The 15,420-nt window shown below is 49.9% G+C and carries 14 protein-coding genes and 1 riboswitch; of the genes, 3 read left to right on the forward strand and 11 right to left on the reverse strand.

Going from position 1 to position 15,420, the window contains the following annotated elements; genetic code table 11:
• Positions 1-154 precede the first annotated feature (154 nt).
• Complete coding sequence (locus ACYVSB_RS09110) at positions 155-1,717, reverse strand: MutS-related protein (protein ID WP_461219179.1); 1,563 nt, start codon at positions 1,715-1,717, stop codon at positions 155-157.
• 94 nt (positions 1,718-1,811) lie between these two features.
• Positions 1,812-1,877, reverse strand: a riboswitch (Fluoride riboswitch).
• Between the two features lie 71 nt (positions 1,878-1,948).
• The gene (locus tag ACYVSB_RS09115) at positions 1,949-2,524 is read right to left on the reverse strand and encodes a histidine phosphatase family protein (RefSeq protein ID WP_461219180.1); all 576 of its coding nucleotides are present in this window, start codon (positions 2,522-2,524) and stop codon (positions 1,949-1,951) included.
• Positions 2,525-2,871: 347 nt separating this feature from the next.
• Here ACYVSB_RS09115 and ACYVSB_RS09120 point away from each other — a divergent pair, with 347 nt between their 5' ends.
• Positions 2,872-3,861, forward strand: a complete 990-nt coding sequence (locus ACYVSB_RS09120; protein ID WP_461219181.1) for a helix-turn-helix transcriptional regulator — start codon at positions 2,872-2,874, stop codon at positions 3,859-3,861.
• A gap of 130 nt (positions 3,862-3,991) precedes the next feature.
• Here the strand turns inward: ACYVSB_RS09120 and ACYVSB_RS09125 are convergent, their stop codons facing one another.
• The 9 genes from ACYVSB_RS09125 to ACYVSB_RS09165 form a co-directional block, all read right to left on the reverse strand.
• Entirely contained in the window at positions 3,992-5,644 is a 1,653-nt protein-coding gene (locus ACYVSB_RS09125; RefSeq protein WP_461219182.1) for a SpaA isopeptide-forming pilin-related protein, read from the reverse strand.
• Positions 5,645-6,028: 384 nt separating this feature from the next.
• Complete coding sequence (locus ACYVSB_RS09130) at positions 6,029-7,261, reverse strand: tetratricopeptide repeat protein (RefSeq protein WP_461219183.1); 1,233 nt, start codon at positions 7,259-7,261, stop codon at positions 6,029-6,031.
• 447 nt (positions 7,262-7,708) lie between these two features.
• A complete protein-coding gene (locus ACYVSB_RS09135) occupies positions 7,709-10,243 on the reverse strand; it encodes an excinuclease ABC subunit UvrA (protein WP_461219184.1) in 2,535 nt (844 codons plus the stop codon).
• Positions 10,244-10,360: 117 nt separating this feature from the next.
• Positions 10,361-10,591: a hypothetical protein gene (locus ACYVSB_RS09140; RefSeq protein WP_461219185.1), complete on the reverse strand. Its 231-nt coding sequence runs from the start codon at positions 10,589-10,591 to the stop codon at positions 10,361-10,363.
• Positions 10,592-10,791: 200 nt separating this feature from the next.
• Positions 10,792-11,052 carry a hypothetical protein gene (locus ACYVSB_RS09145; RefSeq protein ID WP_461219186.1) on the reverse strand — a complete coding sequence of 87 codons (261 nt, stop codon included), beginning with the start codon at positions 11,050-11,052 and terminating at the stop codon, positions 10,792-10,794.
• A gap of 122 nt (positions 11,053-11,174) precedes the next feature.
• Positions 11,175-12,014 (reverse strand): alpha/beta fold hydrolase, encoded by an 840-nt coding sequence (locus ACYVSB_RS09150; protein ID WP_461219187.1) that lies wholly within the window; start codon positions 12,012-12,014, stop codon positions 11,175-11,177.
• Complete coding sequence (locus ACYVSB_RS09155) at positions 12,007-12,438, reverse strand: MarR family winged helix-turn-helix transcriptional regulator (RefSeq protein ID WP_461219188.1); 432 nt, start codon at positions 12,436-12,438, stop codon at positions 12,007-12,009. The genes ACYVSB_RS09150 and ACYVSB_RS09155 overlap by 8 nt, the downstream gene beginning before the upstream one ends.
• Positions 12,422-12,943, reverse strand: coding sequence for a hypothetical protein (locus ACYVSB_RS09160; RefSeq protein ID WP_461219189.1), 522 nt, complete (start codon positions 12,941-12,943; stop codon positions 12,422-12,424). The genes ACYVSB_RS09155 and ACYVSB_RS09160 overlap by 17 nt, the downstream gene beginning before the upstream one ends.
• A gap of 33 nt (positions 12,944-12,976) precedes the next feature.
• Positions 12,977-13,231 (reverse strand): hypothetical protein, encoded by a 255-nt coding sequence (locus ACYVSB_RS09165; protein ID WP_461219190.1) that lies wholly within the window; start codon positions 13,229-13,231, stop codon positions 12,977-12,979.
• 230 nt (positions 13,232-13,461) lie between these two features.
• On the opposite strand from ACYVSB_RS09165, the gene ACYVSB_RS09170 reads away from it, so the two are divergent.
• Both ACYVSB_RS09170 and ACYVSB_RS09175 read left to right on the forward strand, forming a co-directional pair.
• A complete protein-coding gene (locus ACYVSB_RS09170) occupies positions 13,462-14,046 on the forward strand; it encodes a TetR/AcrR family transcriptional regulator (protein ID WP_461219191.1) in 585 nt (194 codons plus the stop codon).
• On the forward strand, positions 14,039-15,274 hold the full coding sequence (locus ACYVSB_RS09175; protein WP_461219192.1) for an MFS transporter: 1,236 nt from the start codon (positions 14,039-14,041) through the stop codon (positions 15,272-15,274). Before ACYVSB_RS09170 ends, ACYVSB_RS09175 begins: the two co-directional genes overlap by 8 nt.
• Positions 15,275-15,420: the final 146 nt, after the last annotated feature.

The following is a 15,420-nucleotide window of genomic DNA, read 5'->3' on the forward strand; positions in this document are numbered from 1 at the left end:
TTAGCCCTTAACTAAGAATCACAGTCCGTCTGGCAACCTGCGGACTCTAAAGGCTTTGGTAATTAGCACGTAAGACCTGCTTGCAGGCGATGGCTGTATCTAAGCAAATTGTGGTCGTGTCGCCGTTAGGCGATGCTCTCACAAGCCTGTGACTTTAGTCACGGGTGGTTGACTGCGATAATCTCCCTTCCAGATCCACTGCCCGTAGATGATAGGCCTGCAGCAGTGTCGTGGCGTAAGCCTGCCCATCCAAGGCTTGCGGCAGCACCTGATAAGTCCGCGTCGTTGTTCCTTGGGCGACCTGGCTCATCATCGGCACCACCCCGGCGTGATCACCCAGCGCCGTCAAGAAGGTAATGTAGATCCCGCTGGCTTGCCGCGCTTGCAACAGATCCAGCACCTTATCGGCCAAGCGTTGGCCATCCGCCGCGGTAGTCGAAGAGAACAACTCGTTCATGATCACGAAACTATCTGCGGTCGTTTCCGCAATGATTCCATGCATCCGCTCAACATCGGTGGCCAGTAAGCCACTGATTTTATCGGCTTGTTCTGCCCGCTCAAAATGGGTCAAAACAACTGGCTTCAGTTTCAAGCTTGCCGCCGTCCCCGGAATCGGCAGACCCAACGCCATCAGATAATAATCTTCGCCGACCATCCGCGCGTAAGTCGTCTTGCCCCCTTGATTAGGCCCCGAGATCACGAGAAAAGACTGATCCGCCGGCAAACGATAATCATTGGTCACCAACCGTTCCAAGTGTCCGAGATGTTGCAAATGAACCGCCAAGTCCCAGTCAAAGCTATCCCGGACCAGCTCTGTACCAGATGTGATGATCTGCGGTCGGCAAAAGTTTAAGCCTGCTTGGGTCAAGCGCTGAATCATTTTGGTCCAAACTAGATAAAATTGCAGTTCTTGCACTGCCTGCGCCAATCCCGGGACGAGATAGCCCTGATAGCGTTGCGCAAAGCTGGCCAACTCCTGAAATTCGCTTCGATATAAATGTTGCAGCCTCAATAAGATCGAGGATTGCAGATTGTCTAAATCGAAATCGGAGCCAGGCCGGTCTAATTTCGCGACGGGCCTGGCAATCGCAGTCGGGTCCGCGAACAACCCCTGAAAGCAAGCCGTAAAGGTTGCGACGAAGGTCGGTGCTGGTTCCGGTTGAGCTTTGATCAAGACGTGCCGGCCTTGAAATTCTGATCGATAACTAATTTTGGTCAAGGTTTGGCCCAGATGATCGATGGCAGCCTGTAGCGTCTGTGTGGCCGCCGCTGCTAAATAAGCTTGTAATTCTTGACGAAATGTCAGTAACCCGGCTGACTGGATCGGCAGCTGGGCCAACTGCGCAACGAAATCCCGCAGCGCTTGTTGCTCCGTTTGGACCAGCCGCAGAAATTGTTCTTGCTGATAGGGCTCCGGATCCAAGTGAGATAGTTTTTCGCGGCGGCGTGCCATCAGTTGCATTCGCCCGACAAACCGATCAACCGCTTGCAGTATTTCCGGCTGAGCCAAATCCTGGAAAATTTGCTGCCGCAGCTTGACCAGCGCCCCCGTAGTCAAGGGTTGATAACAATACGGCAATAGCGCCGGTTCATTGCCCCCACGATCGGCGCAAACAGCCGTGAACAATTGACCTAAATGTAGATCTTGCCAAATTGCCGCCTGCGGATTTCTGGCGGTTGGCGGTGTTGCTGTTGCAAAAAGTAAACTCGTAAACATTTGGCTCCCCCCGTTTTTTTACCTGTAACTAATGTGTCAACTTGGTCGGTTGCTCGGCTCGATCGAATAAAAAAACACCTACCATTCTCCAAAGAAAATGGTAGGTGTCATCAGGCCGTTGTGACCACTTAACGTAGCGAACACCATCGCTACTTTCAACTAACTGCAGTCTAACACGGCCAACCAGAGGTGCCAACTATGTTGCCTAGTAAGCCCGTTAGTCGCGGCACTTTAGTCCAGCGACGAGAAATCCGGATGGATCGTTGCCAACAATTCAAACTGCCCCGCGGTATAAGCGAGTTTGAAAATCGTACAATTCGTAATCCCATAATGCCCATCATGATCCAGTGCTCGCCGCAGGAAATTCGCGCAGGCGCCGCCATGAGAAACGACCAGCCCAGCGTGATCGATTGCTGGCATCAAGCTTAGGATCGTCGAATAGATTCGCTGCTCCACTTCGGTCTCAGTTTCACCGCCGAATTGATGGAAGAAATCACCATAAGGTAGCGCAGGATTCAGACTCTCATCCTGCCCTTCATAAACGCCAAAGCCCCATTCGCGCAGCCCTTTGACCCGCTGATAGGGCAACTTACCCTGAGTAACTAATTCCAAAGTATCGCTGGCCCGCTCCGCTGTTGAGGAATAAGCGTGATCGAACACCACGCCAGCATCTTGCAAATATTGACCGGCAATCTTGGCTTGAGCCACGCCCCGCGCAGTCAAAGGCGAATCACTCCAGCCTTGAATTTTGTGCTGCACGTTGAAAAGTGTCTCACCATGTCGCATTAAATACAGATATTTTGTCATTTCCACTTCACCCATTCGCTTTCTAAGTTAATTCTAACATATTAATTAGCACTTGCACGACGAAAAAAGAGTGCGGAACACAACGGGTTGACTTTGAGCATTAACCTAGCCAGGATTTTGGAGGCACACTATGTCTCCAGAAGCCTGGCATAGTTAAGCGCAGAGGTCAGTTGTGTGCAGCTCGTTTCCGTTCCCCCTCTAACCAATTCCTGCCCGGTCGTTCACTTAAGTACATAGTACGTCCAAATAATACCAATTTAATCTTTTTATCCAGAAAAACCAATTAAATGCTTGCCCTGAACATTTGAACAAGTTACACTTTAGTCAAGCAAAGGTGGCGTGAAAGAATGAATTCTGGTTATCGGCAAGCATACATCTTGATTCATCTTCTGCGGGGCGAGCATTTGACCAAACTCGCCTTAGCAGACCATTTTCATGTCACGACTCGTTCGATTCAACGTGATGTCAGTCAACTCAACGACCTCTTCACTGATGAATATTATCACCAGCGCATCGCTTATGATGCCAAGAAACATGGCTATTACTTAGTTTCCAACAAAACTGCCTTAGATCAACGTCAGATTCTGCTGCTGATCAAGATCCTTTTGGCTAGTCGCGCTTTGGATGAGCCTGAACTCAAGCAAATCATTCAGGGACTACAAGCAATCATGGGGCCTGATCAAGCTCGAAAACTTGACCCGATCATTCATAACGAAATCGTTAACTACCAACCACTAAAACATCATCGCAAACTGATCAATAGTATCTGGGATTTCAGCAACTTTATTCTCCACCAGCAAACCATCCAAATTTCCTATGAAACTAGGCATCAAAAGCAGTCCCTGTATACGATCAAGCCAGAAGCAATCTTCTTCTCTGAATTTTACTTCTATATCATTTCTTACGACTTCAAATCAAAGCAGGAACGTTTCTTTCGCTCCGATCGAATCGCCAACTACGAAGTGGTCCCGGCCCTCGAAAAGAAGCCGCCAGTCAACCGTTTTTTGGAGGGGGAATTGCGGAAACATATCCAATTTATGTACACCGGGCCTTTAGAGGAGATCACTTTTGAATTCTGGGGGATCGAGGAAGCGGTTTTAGATCGGCTCCCGACTGCGGAAGTGATTGCTCGCCATCCCGAACGCCATAGTGTGACTATTCGCGCTAAAGTAATGGGCAACGGTGTCCGCATGTGGCTACTCAGTCAAGGCAATATGCTTAAGGTCCTTGCGCCACCGAGCCTCGTGGCAGAAATGAAACCGATTTCCCAAGAAATGGTCGATCTCTATGGTGGCAAGTTGGGGGATGACGCCGAGCAACCCCATTTCAAAATTTAGTCACTCCTGATGGCCCATAAAAAAATACCGTAGAATCTCGAATCGATTCTACGGTATTTTTGTGGTTCCCTTGATGCAGACAGATATGCGGGCACTCAACGGGTATCACGAGTCTATTCGCTTGGTCAATTCAGGCTTCAACTTTTCGAATGAAGACCTCACCAGCCAAAGTTATCAGTGCGAGCAGACCGATCAAGGCGGTCAACGAATCGTCCTTTTGCTCGCCAGCTTGCGGCAATTTACCAAGTGCTTGTGGACGTGTTGGCGTGATTACGCCGTTATCATGCGGCTTCCCCGACGGCTGTGGTTGACTTGGTCTGGTTGGCAAGCCCGGTGTAACTGGGGCTACAGGCTTTATCGGCCGTTCTGGTACCGTCGGTTTGCCTGGTTTGCCTGGTTTTTCTGGCTTTGTTGGGTTCGTTGGATTCGTCGGATTTGTTGGATTCGTCGGGTTCGTCGGGTTCGTTGGCTTTTCCGGATTCGTTGGATTCGTTGGATTCGTTGGATTTGTCGGGTTCGTCGGATTCGTTGGATTCGTTGGATTTGTCGGGTTCGTCGGATTTGTTGGTTTTGCCGGATAGTCGCGATCGACGACTTCAACATGGCTGTAACCACCATTTTCCAAAGTGATCTGGAATGGCACTGGCTCTGGATGTAGTTGGAACCCTACCGGCGCTTGTGTCTCAACAAATTCATAGTTGCCAAAATCCAGTCCATCTACATAGATTTGGCCTTGATCATCGGTAGTCAGCCCAGTTTTGATCACGGTTCCTTCTTTACGCAGCTCATAGATAGCACCGGCCAGCAGATTTTGTGACTGGCTAGCATACTTGGTCAGCTTGGCGGACCCTTTGTACCCAGTGCCCGTGCCAGTCCCACCCCAGGCAATATTACCAGAGGAGCTGGTCTCGTGATGGGCCAGATCAGTTACATTAACGCTAGCATTATCAGTCCAATGATTACCAGCGCTCAAATTTAGATCAGTGATTTTCGTCCGATAGACAATACTGATTTCTTGGTCAATATCGCCCAAGTCGATAAAAATTTGATTACCATTGGTGCTGACCTTGACTGGCGCTGGCGTTTTGTCGACCCCATCGACTCGCTGTGTCGCCACTAACGAATCAGGAATGAAAGTCTGCCCTGGTCCCAGGGTGTCGGTAATTAAAACTTGGCTCAACTTTTCTGAGCTGGGATTGATCGCAATATTCCAGTAGAGTTCATCTGGTGTCCCATCAGGACTAGTCGCGGCCTGATTAATCCAACCATACTTGTTGATGAACCAATCGCTGTTGGACGCTTGGGTTTCTTTCGTCCCAGCAACGGTAAATTGAAGGGTACCGTTGCGACCGTAAATGGTGTTCTCCAAGGCTTCGGAGAAGGTGATCGTCCCAACCCCTTGACCTTTCTTAATGTTGGCCGTGCCCACAACGGTTCCATCCTTTTCCGTCAAGTTAACCGTTATGTCATCAACGGCCAGTACATTATCTGGCAATTCAAAATTGGCGGTATCTCCGGCCTTGATTGGCTGCCCATCTGGATACTTCCAATTGTAAGTAATCTTGTAATGGCTGAAGCGGTCCAATTCCTGCTCATTGGTGACATCATTACCATCACGATCCGTGATCGTCGCACTCCCTGAGTCCAACCCAGCAACGTTCAGCACCGCTGCCTGGATTCGATTGGCTGCCACGCGACTGGCCCCACAAACCAATAACACTAGCGTCATGACCAGCCATGGAATCGACCGTCCTGTGAGCCACTTCTTTACAATTTTCCTCATCGTTGCTCCCCCTAACTAAGTCGTCGCGATTTTCCTCTGGGTCATTCTTCCACGATGAAAGATTGATCTCTTAATTTCGGCTAAACAATACCACCAGCCGCGGCGGAGATAAAGCAGAAATACCCGGAACTCGTGAAAAACTGGACTAGTCAAGATTGTCGACAAAGTCCGGTCAGACAAGCAGTTTAAATCAGACATCTCCAACAGGTTCACCGAACTTTGCTCATTATGATATTTCTAAAAAAGGCCATTAAAAAACAGTAATAACCAACTTGGTTACTACTGTTAACGATCAGCATTCTATGCTAGTTTCAGTTCAATTCAAGCGCTACTCAATTCCGATTGCCTCACCGACCAAATAGTCGGGCTAGACCCACGCTTAACCTATTTCCAAACACCCAGCACCCGCAAGTTACCGGCGCTATCTTGCCAATTGATCTGACCGCTAGCGGTGAAATCAATGGTATAGGTGTAGTTGGCTTCGCCGATGCCAGCAAAATGAACCGTGACCGTCCCGGTTTCTTCATTGACCGTGGTCGTCCTCGGTTCGCAATCCTGTTGGGCCAAAGTATCGGCCTGATTCCAATATTTCTGCGCCAACTGTTGCGCTGCCGCGGTGGTCAACTGAGTCCCGGTATTCTGGTGTTGTTGGCGTTCAAGTACCAATTGTGGATAACTCGCTTCCAGAATCGTCGCCGCGATTCGGGCATCGCCAGTTTGGGACTGTGCTTGAACAAAAGCCGCGGTAATGATCTGATCGGGGATCGCCGCGACCGTGGACACTTGATAGCCCATCAGGCGCACCAACATTTGCCGATAGTAAGTTGCGGTTGGTTGCGGCGTGTCCGCAGTTGACGAATCGTCAGACTCAGGCGGATCCGTCGGTAATGCCGTAGTACTATCGCTAGATTCCACATTGGTGTCCGCGCCGCTCTCGGCGTCAGCGGTTGCTTCCTGATCATCGCCGGCCGCGGACTGATTCGTCTGCGGCGCCTGCTGATCCGCTTGCTTCTCAGCGCTGACCACCGTTCCTGCTGGATTTTGCGCTAACAGTTTCTGCAAAACCAAGCGACCTAAGTCACTGTATTGCGTGTGCAACTGCGCCAGGTAAGGTTTATTGCGCCAATCGATCGTATCCATTTGCGTCAACAATAAATTGGCCTGTTGATAATCGCCGTCATCGTAAGACTTCTGTACTTGGGCGACTTGATTGGTTACCGTGCCCGTTTCCCGCTCCGCCGCCTGGACAGCTTGCCGCAATTCAGCGAACGCAGTTTTCAATGATGTGTCCAGATCTTGCTCGTTGCCCAACTGGGCCAATTTGGCGGCGGCCTGTTTAAGGTCACCGCGATTGAACGCCTTTTGCGCCGCCAAATAATCATTGGTTTGCGTTAACAATCGTTGCGCTTGTTGATCCCGCGGCACTTCCTTCAAGGCATCCTCGAAATGATCCTGCGCCTGGGCAATCTTATTGGCCGCTAAGGCAGCTGCCCCTTGATCTAAAGACTGTTGGTACAATGTCGTTTTAGTCTGCTGGCGGCAGGCGGACAGGCCCACAAATGCGATTAACAGCAGACTGATGCTTGCATATCGGTGTAACCATCGGTGCCTGTTCATTGCCCTCACTACTCCTTGAATTCATTCGAAAAAGATCGTGACTTCACATAATTTTAGTATACCGCGAAAACGCTCTTTTGTGCAGTCACATTTCATTAATTAACCAAGCCTTAAGAATTGACAGCCAGATAAAGCTGGTCCATGTAACAACTGGCTTTAGTATACCACGTTCTTCAATTGTTTTGTATGCTTTTCATTAATTTTAATTGCAGCAATTGCTTTTAGTGTTATTAACAAAAGTCAACTGCTGAGTCTGATCACCTGATACCCAAAAAGTACTCCCTAAAAATTAATTTCAGACGAGAATCGGCATCATTGGGTCATGCCTGACCGAGTCAAACCATTGGCGGTGGGGTCTAGCCGATTCAAGCAAAAAAGCGAACTCAGGTTAATTGAGTTCGCCGTTGCCAGGTTAATTACAGCAGAAAAGATAACTAGTGTGTCCGCTTATGACTTCGGCACCTTGACGCTAAACTTCTGCCAATGCTGACTTAAATATTGAAGCGTCAAGCTCGTCGGTTCCTGTACCAATTCCACCGGCCGACCAGACGCCATCACCCGGCCACCCTGCTCGCCGCCTTTTGGCCCAAGATCGATCAAGTAATCAGCGTTAGCCATAAGGTCCAAGTCATGAGTGATGATCACGATCGTTGCTCCCTTGGCTTTCAACTGATTGAGCACCCCTAAGAGCACCTGAACGTCCAAAGGATGCAGACCCACCGAAGGCTCATCAAAAACAAAAACAGTATCTGGTTGCTTTTGATTCAAGTGGTTGACCAGCTTTAAACGTTGGGCTTCACCACCTGATAAGCTAGGTGTGCTCTCACCTAAGTGCAGATAATCCAAGCCGATCTCCTGTAATAAGACCAATTGGCGGTGGATCTTTGGCACCTTGGCAAAAACCGGCAACGCTTCTTTGACAGACAACGCCAATAGATCCACGATCGAGTAGCCCTGCCACTTGATCTGTTGGACAGCTTGGTTGAAGCGCGCCCCTTGACAGGTGGGGCAAACCTCATCCATATCCGGCAAATATTGAATGTCCAACGTGATCGTCCCTTGACCCCCACAATCGGGACAAGCGCCTTGCTTGTTGTTGTAAGAGAAATAAGCGATGCCATAATGTTTGGCTTTAGCTGCCGGTTGACTGGCAAAAAGCCGGCGCAAATTATCCATGATTGTCGTGTAAGTCGCCAACGTCGAGCGGGTATTTTTGCCAATGGGCGTCGCGTCAACACTGACCACATGCCGCAGATCAGTCGTCAAGTCGGTCACTTGTTGCGGCAGTCGTTGCTTGGCTGCCCGCGCCTTGATCGCCGGTAATAAGCTGTTCAAAATCAAGCTGGTTTTCCCCGCGCCGGAAAAACCGGTGACCGCGGTGATTTGATGATCCGGCAAGGCCACACTAATATCATGGAGATTGAAATAATCACCGATCTTCAGTTGGGTCCACTGGGGCTTGGCCACGACCGGCGCGACCTTGGCGTGGAAAATATTGGCTTGACCCGCGATAAAGGGCCCGATCAACGACTGCGGATCCTTCGTCAAGGCTTCCGGCGTCCCTTGGGCGATGATCTCGCCACCGGCATCACCTGACCCCGGACCGATCTCAACGACCCAATCCGCCGCGGCCACAATGTCAACTTCATGATCCACCACGACCAGCGAATTGCCCTGCGCGATCAATTGCCGGAAAATCTGCAAAAGGCCTTGGATATTGTCGGGATGCAACCCGATCGAAGGCTCATCCAAGACATAAAGGACTCCCGTTGTCTCAGTCCGCAAGGTTTTCGCCAACTGGATCCGCTGCAATTCACCGGTCGATAACGTGTTGCCACTTCGAGACAGCGTTAGATAGTCCAAGCCCAATTCCAGTAGCGGCCGCACATTATCGCTCAAATCTTTGAACAAGATCGCCGCCAAATTTGTCATGTTGGCTGGTAATGCCTGTTTGGTCGTTGTTTCCCATTGTTGTAGCGCGCCTAAAGTCAAATCCGCGACTTCCGCGATATTCAACCCGCCGACCAATTGATTCAGCAATTCCGGATTCAACCGCGAGCCATGACAGGTGGGACAAGTTTCAAAGTGGAAAAACTGGTTGACTTGGGCGATCGCCCGCTCACTTTTGACAGTTTTCAGAGAGTCGTAAACCGCATCATAAGCGTTCTCATATAAGGTCTTGTCCGTGTGAAAGACCCGGCCGGTGCTGGTGTGAAAATCAACCGCGTACTGTTTCTTCTCACCATGCAAGATAATTTGTTGCTCGGCCGCGGTCAGCTCGCGGTAAGGGACATCGGTGCGTACCCCGATCGTCGCCGCGACGGTCGGCATGAAGTTGCGTCCTGGTAAATGCCAAGACGCGACTACGCCCTGATCTAAAGTCAGCGAGTCATCACCGATCAACTTGCTCTCATCTAATGTCCGGATCTTGCCCGTGCCTTGACACTCAGGACAAGCCCCACCGGAATTGAAGGCGAAATCTTCGGCGCCTTTGGCCATGAAGCTCACGCCACACGTCGGGCAGGTCAGGACCCCCATTTTGTCCCCCGCCAGATCCATCACCTGAGCGATCTTCAAACTGGGCGCGAGCCGATGCCCATTGGGACACACCACCGAACCCAACCGGGAGAAAATCAAACGAACCGTGTTGAACGTTTCACTCATTGAGCCAACGGTGGAGCGCTCTGAGGGTACCGTCGGCCGCTGGCGTAAGGCGATCGCCGAAGGAATATGGCGCACTTCTTGGACCTGCGACCGTTTATTCTGGCTGATCCGCCGCCGTGTATAAGTCGAGAGCGCTTCAAGGTAACGCCGCGACCCTTCCGCGTATAAGATTCCCATCGCCAACGAACTTTTCCCAGAGCCAGATAGGCCGGAAATCGCGACAAATTTATTTAAGGGAATATCAACATCAATGTTTTTCAGATTATGAACCTGACCGCCGCGCACTTCGATCTGCGTCGGTATCGTAATTGTTGCCATAATGACCCTCCCAGTGCTAAACAGACTCAACTTACATTAACCAAGTATAACGCAAGATGAAACTGAGCAACAGCATTTACAGCTAGAGTGCAAACCACCCTGAGCGGCTTCTGAGCATTAACCTAGCAAAAGTAGGTTGGCCGCAGCTTGCGCTGCGAAATTCGGGGTGAGCTCGCTGTGGGCGCTGTTTTGAGCCAATCCGCAAAGTCCGCGGCTTGTCTCAAAATCAGGCCTTGGTCTAAGTGGCATAGCCACTAAGACCAATTTCACGGCGATCTCACCCCGAATTTCTCCGCTCCAGCCGCTCAACGTTTTAGCAGCCGTTTGAGCACTCACGTCAATTGACAAGCTGTTGTCAATTGACGGGGAGCCACGCCATTGACAACCGTGGTTAGTGGTTACAAGCTTTCAATTGGTGACACCGGCACAGTTCGCCTGATGAACTGAGGCAAGTTCTTGATGAATCAGCTGAATCGGTCGGCTTCCAACCAATGATTGTTAAGGAAACAAATAGAGAGTGTTCAGCCTACACAAAATGTCCCGACCTTCTAATCCGAATCCGTTGGCATTGACGTACCACTACAAAAGCTGGCAATTGTTTGACCTCTACCTCGCAAAACCACCTCGTTAAATCCTTCGCCTTGATCGCAGGTAGGATCAATTCTGCCTAGCAACCGGCTGGGACTGCGCGGCTCAGTGGTGAAATTGTCCTTGGCGGCTTTGCCGCTTAGGACAAGGCTCGATTTGAAGACAAGCCGCGCACTTTGCGGATTGGCTTCAAACGACGCCCACCACGTTCCAGTCCGCATCAGCAGTCCCAGCCGGTTGCGCTCACGCGCAACACTCGACTCCACTGCAATCAAGCGCAGGTTCAAGAATAGGAATCAGTCGTTCCAAATCAATTCAAACACGATGTCCAGAACACCGGCACTCAAAAGGTTGTTTTGATCAACGCGGCGATTTCCGCACTATGGCTTTCTAGAGCGAAGTGGCCACTATCTACCAGTTTAACCACCGCATCAGGAACATCTTGTTTGAAGGCCAGCGCGCCAGGATAAATGAACGAAGGATCATTTTTACCCCAAACCGCTAACAGTTTCGGTTGGTATTGGCGCAAATAGGCCTGAAATTGCGGGTATTTCTTAATATTATTTTGATAGTCGAAAATTAGATCTAGCTGGTTCTCCACATAATTCGGTCGCTGTGTGTAGGCAATATCCAAGGTATAGCCGTCAGGGCTGACACTGTTCGCGGGCGTACCAGTTAAATACTGGCCCTTGATTGTCTCCGGCGCGAAGGCGTTGCGGTAACTGGCACGTTTAGCTGCCGTTGGATGTTCCCAAAAGTCGCGTCGAGTGGCCCATTTTTCACCCAGACCGGCTTGATAGATATTCCCGTTTTGGCTGATGATCCCGCGGATCCATTGGGGATGCGCCATTGCAATCATGAAGCCGATCGGCGCGCCATAATCGAAAACATACATATAAAAATCCGTGAGTTTTAATTTAACTAAGAATTCAGTCGTGACCGCCGCCAAATGCTCAAACGTGTAACTGAATTCTTGATGATCAGGCATACTTGATTGCCCGAAACCCGGATAATCCAACGCAATCAAATGAAAGCGGTCGGACAACAAGGGCATTAAATCTCGAAACATATGGCTGGCCGAAGGGAACCCATGTAAGAGCACCATTGTCGGCAAACTAGGATCCCCCGCCTCACGATAGAAAATCGACAACCCTGAAACTTCTAACCGATGATAACTAATCATACTTTTCACTCCTTAATTTCTGATTATTACGCGTTAATAAACTAGTCATCGCCACTTTATCAGCGCCAAGTTTGGTATCCGTATACTGACCAAATTCCGCTAAGCACTGATTGGCGGTTTTGAGAAAAGCCGCGCTGGCAGGCAATAACGCTAAACTACTAGCCCGACCGGTACTGGTCATTTGCAAAAGTCCTTGGCGTTCCAGTATTTGCGCCATCCGATATAGCGACGAACGCTCATAGCCCAAGCGCTGGGCCAATTGCACCACCGTTTGCGGTTGTTCATCTTCCAACGCCATCATGATATAAGCGTACGCCGGCTTCAACCCGGTCGGCGCGAAAATCGAATCAGCGACCTGTTCCACTGTCCGCATATACCGAGCCGCCGTGAAATATGCGCAAGTTTGTTCAAAATGATGCGTCACGATCATTCACCTCGATTATCTGATCTCTTATCACTTCATCGTGTACATACACTGTAAATCTTTTGACTGACTTTTTCAAGTTCTCAGCGTGAATTTTTCCGAAAAATTTTTGATGGCAGTGAACCGCCGTGGTAAATTGGCAAGACAGTTTGGCCGCGGCTTGCGCTGCGAAATTCGGGGTGAGCTCGCTGTGGGCGCTGTTTTGAGCCAATCCGCAAAGTCCGCGGCTTGTCTCAAAATCAGGCCTTGGTCTAAGTGGCAGAGCCACTAAGACCAATTTCACGGCGATCTCACCCCGAATTTCTCCGCTCCAGCCGCTCAACGTTTTAACAGCCGTTTGAGCACTCACGCCGACTGGTAAGCTATCGTCAATTGATAGAGAACCACGCAATTGACAACCGTGGTTAGTGGTCATCAGCTTTAAATTGGCGACGCCAGCACAGTCCGCTTGATGAACTAAGGCAAGTTCTTGATGATTCAGCTGGATCAGTCGGTTGTCATCCAAGGTTTGTTAAGGAAACAAGCAGAGATGTTCGGCCTACGCAAACTGTCCCGACCTTCTAATCCAAATCAGTTGGCCTTGCCGTACCATCCCAAAAGCGGACAATTGTTTGACCACCGCACTTGCAAAAAGCACTTCGTCAGATGTCCAACTTCGATTGCAGATAGGCTCAATGCTGCCCAGCAACCGGCTGGGACTGCGCGGCTCAGTGGTGAAATTGTCCTTGGCGGCTTTGCCGCTTAGGACAAGGCTCGATTTGAAGACAATTCCCGCTTTTGGAATTGGCTTCAAACGATGCCCACCACGTTCCAGTCCGCAACAGCAGTCCCAGCCGGTTGCGTCCCCACCCAAACCCTGCACACCTGCAATTAAATAAAAAATCAAGAATAAGAACCAACCCTGCCAAATCAATTCAAGAACAATCCAAAGGTCGAATAACCGTAAATTTAATTTACTATTTGTAATTTGATTTTTTGAGGTGTAAAATAAAAGTCGTTTGTCAGGAGGTCACTCAACTTATCATGCAAAAACGTAATCTAAATCAACAACGAATCATCGAAGCCGCGGCCCAGATCGTCAATGAAACTGGCGCCGCCGCCTTAACTTTCAGCAATGTGGCTAACGCGTTAGGCGTGCGTCCGCAAGCACTATACGCTTATTTCGGCAATCGTGAACAATTGAAATTCGCCTTGATTGTCTCTTTTCTCGACAGTTTGACCAAGAATTTAAATACAGCGCTGGTCGGAATCAGCGGTGAACAAGGCCTGATCATCTATGGCAGTGAGTTGCACCATTCACTTTTAGCAGAACCGAATTTAACCAAACTGGCTTTCGGCGGTATCAACTATCAACAGGAAAGCGAGGCTGGTGAACACTTGCATCAGTTGGTCTTAGTGTTAGACCGCTTACTGGCGCCTTATTATGACAATGACCGAGAAGTGATCGCTCAAGCTCGCTACCTAAGAGCGTTGATCTTCGGTTATGTTCAAAATGAACTGTGGGGATTGTTCAGTCAGCCCGATCTGGCTGCCGAGACGACTTTTAACGAGGCATTGACGCAGGCCGTGACGAATATTACGAAAGAAGGCGTGATCAAACATGGATGATGCACAACGAGCCAAACAACCTTGGCGAAAAAATTTAATCGTTCTTTGGGCCTGCACTTTCATCGCCGGGATTTCCTTCAGCGAGATCATGCCCTTCATGTCGCTTTATGTTGGTGAATTGGGCAACTTCACCAAGGCACAATTATCTTTTTATAGTGGTTTGGTTTTTGCGGCGACTTTCTTTGTGACTGCGATCGTTTCGCCATTGTGGGGCGCTTTGGCCGATCGAAAAGGGCGCAAGATCATGTTGATCCGCGCCTCTTGGGGTATGGCGGTCGCCTTATTCTTAATGGGCTTGGCCACAAATGTTTGGCAATTGATTGCCTTAAGAGCCCTGCAAGGTGTTTTCTCCGGGTATATCTCTAATGCCCAAGCCTTGATTGCTTCGCAAACACCACGAGCCAATGCTGGTAAGGCGCTGGGTACCTTGGTCACCGGATCAACCTCCGGGATGTTGATGGGCCCGATTATTGGCGGGATCTTAGCTGAGGCCTTCTCGATCCGCAACACGTTCTTCATCACCGCCGCGCTCCTGATGATCACTGGGATTCTCTCCGCGACCTTGGTCAAAGAGGATTTTGTCCCGATCAAACGAACGACTGATCCTACCAAAAAAGGCATGTTGTCCGGCTTACTCAGCCAATTTGAGAATCCCCGCTTGATTATTGTCCTTTTGTTGTCAACCATGTTTGTTCAGTTGGGCAACGCTTCGATCTCCCCAATCATCAGTCTTTACGTTAAAGAACTGATGCATAACACCGGCAGTGTGCCTTTAGTTGCTGGGATCATCGCCGCCTTACCCGGAATCTCCAATATTATCGCCGCGCCGCGTTTGGGTTCTTACGGTGACAAACACGGTTCTGGCAAAGTGTTGATCGCCGGCTACCTTTTCGCCGTGCTGGTTTACATTCCCCAAGGCTTGATTCCTAGCGTTTGGGTCCTCGGGATCTTACGTCTGCTCGTGGGTGTGTCTGATGGCGCCTTGTTCCCCACGATCCAGACCCTCCTAACCAAAAACTCACCAGTCAGCGCCACCAGCGCGATTTTCTCCTGGAACCAGTCTTTCCAAGCCCTGGGTAACATGTTTGGCGCTTTATTGGGTGGTGCGTTGGCTGGCTGGTTCGACTATAATGTCGTCTTTATCGCCACTGCCACGCTACTCTTGATCAACTTCATCATGCTTTGGCTGACTGAGCCATCCCTGCGCAAAGGCGGGCAAGTTAAGTGACGCCTTGGCTTGATTATCGCAGTCCCAGTGGCGCTAGTCGCAGTGGTACACCCACCACCCATAAGCAATACCTCCAGCACCAGCAAAAAACGCCGACCTCACTTTCTAGCATCTGGCTAGAAAATGAGGTTTGGCGTTTTTTGACG

The sequence above is a fragment of the Lapidilactobacillus salsurivasis genome (assembly GCF_054785215.1).

Excerpts from the sequence above, each read along its gene's own strand:
- ACYVSB_RS09110 (WP_461219179.1), bottom strand. The coding sequence starts at position 1,717 with ATGTTTACGAGTTTACTTTTTGCAACAGCAACACCGCCAACCGCCAGA.
- ACYVSB_RS09115 (WP_461219180.1), bottom strand. The coding sequence starts at position 2,524 with ATGACAAAATATCTGTATTTAATGCGACATGGTGAGACACTTTTCAAC.
- ACYVSB_RS09120 (WP_461219181.1), top strand. The coding sequence starts at position 2,872 with ATGAATTCTGGTTATCGGCAAGCATACATCTTGATTCATCTTCTGCGG.
- ACYVSB_RS09125 (WP_461219182.1), bottom strand. The coding sequence starts at position 5,644 with ATGAGGAAAATTGTAAAGAAGTGGCTCACAGGACGGTCGATTCCATGG.
- ACYVSB_RS09130 (WP_461219183.1), bottom strand. The coding sequence starts at position 7,261 with ATGAACAGGCACCGATGGTTACACCGATATGCAAGCATCAGTCTGCTG.
- ACYVSB_RS09135 (WP_461219184.1), bottom strand. The coding sequence starts at position 10,243 with ATGGCAACAATTACGATACCGACGCAGATCGAAGTGCGCGGCGGTCAG.
- ACYVSB_RS09145 (WP_461219186.1), bottom strand. The coding sequence starts at position 11,052 with ATGCGGACTGGAACGTGGTGGGCGTCGTTTGAAGCCAATCCGCAAAGT.
- ACYVSB_RS09150 (WP_461219187.1), bottom strand. The coding sequence starts at position 12,014 with ATGATTAGTTATCATCGGTTAGAAGTTTCAGGGTTGTCGATTTTCTAT.
- ACYVSB_RS09170 (WP_461219191.1), top strand. The coding sequence starts at position 13,462 with ATGCAAAAACGTAATCTAAATCAACAACGAATCATCGAAGCCGCGGCC.
- ACYVSB_RS09175 (WP_461219192.1), top strand. The coding sequence starts at position 14,039 with ATGGATGATGCACAACGAGCCAAACAACCTTGGCGAAAAAATTTAATC.